Source organism: Flavobacterium bomense, assembly GCF_003970355.1.
Genome location: NZ_RYDJ01000175.1, coordinates 1 through 1,202, shown reverse-complemented (window position 1 = coordinate 1,202; position 1,202 = coordinate 1). Strand labels below are relative to the sequence as shown.

Genomic DNA, 1,202 nt, shown 5'->3' with positions numbered 1-1,202 from the left:
GTTTATATTCTTAACGTTTTCCATAGAACGAAAGTAAGCAAAATTAAAAAAAGAAGTCCAATGAGTTATTACAAATAATTGTTAATAAACAATCTTTATTTGTTCATAAGCCAAAAAAAATCCGAAACGATAAGGCTTCGGATTTAAGATGATTTTGTAAGAATTTATTCTTTAAATTCACCCATTTTACTGTATTTATCCATCCTTTGAGCGACTAGTTCTTGTGTTGATAAGTCTTTCAATTCATTAAATCCTTTGATAATATATTGCTCCACTGTTTTAAAGGCAGTTTCTCTATCAAAATGTGCTCCACCTAATGGTTCTGGTATAATATCATCGACTAATTTTTGTCTTTTCATATCCGAAGAAGTCAGTTTCAAAGCTTCGGCTGCTTGTTCTTTGTAATCCCAACTCTTCCATAAAATAGACGAACAAGATTCTGGAGAAATAACCGAATACCAAGTATTTTCCATCATATAAACTCGATCTCCAACACCTATTCCAAGTGCTCCACCTGAGGCACCTTCACCAACAATAACCACAATAATTGGCACTTTTAAGCAAACCATTTCGAAAATATTTCTGGCGATGGCTTCCCCTTGTCCACGTTCTTCAGCTTCAACACCAGGAAAAGCTCCCGGAGTATCAATAAAAGAGACTACTGGAATGCCAAATTTTTCTGCCATTTTCATCAATCGCAACGCTTTTCTATAGCCTTCTGGATTGGCCATTCCAAAATTTCTATATTGACGCGTTTTAGTATTGTATCCTTTTTGTTGGCCAATGATCATAAAAGATTGCCCACAAATTTTTCCTAAACCCCCAATCATTGCTTTATCATCCTTGAACCCTCTATCACCGTGAAGTTCAAGGAACGTATCACCACAAAGTGCTCTTACATGATCTAAAGTGTAGGGCCTATTGGGGTGTCTTGACAATTGTACTCGTTGCCAAGCCGTAAGGTTTTTATAAATTTTCCGTTTGGTTTCTTCTAGTTTTTTGCTGATTTGTTTGCAAGTATTGGTCACATCAACCGCAGATTCTTGCCCAATTACAAGGCATTTATCTAACTGATCTTCAAGCTCTTTTATTGGAAGTTCAAAATCTAAATATTCCATTAGTTATATTAGTTTGTGTTTTGATTTGAAGTGCAAATATAAAATTTATAATTATCAAAAACGTATAATTCGCATCTAAATACT

The 1,202-nt window shown here is 34.4% G+C and carries 1 protein-coding gene; it reads right to left on the bottom strand.

Annotated elements, in window-relative coordinates; translation table 11 throughout:
• Positions 1–164: 164 nt before the first annotated feature.
• Positions 165–1,118 carry an acetyl-CoA carboxylase carboxyltransferase subunit alpha gene (locus EKL98_RS16505; RefSeq protein WP_126563196.1) on the bottom strand — a complete coding sequence of 318 codons (954 nt, stop codon included), beginning with the start codon at positions 1,116–1,118 and terminating at the stop codon, positions 165–167.
• Positions 1,119–1,202 lie beyond the last annotated feature (84 nt).

Excerpts from the sequence above, each read along its gene's own strand:
- EKL98_RS16505 (WP_126563196.1), bottom strand. The coding sequence starts at position 1,118 with ATGGAATATTTAGATTTTGAACTTCCAATAAAAGAGCTTGAAGATCAG.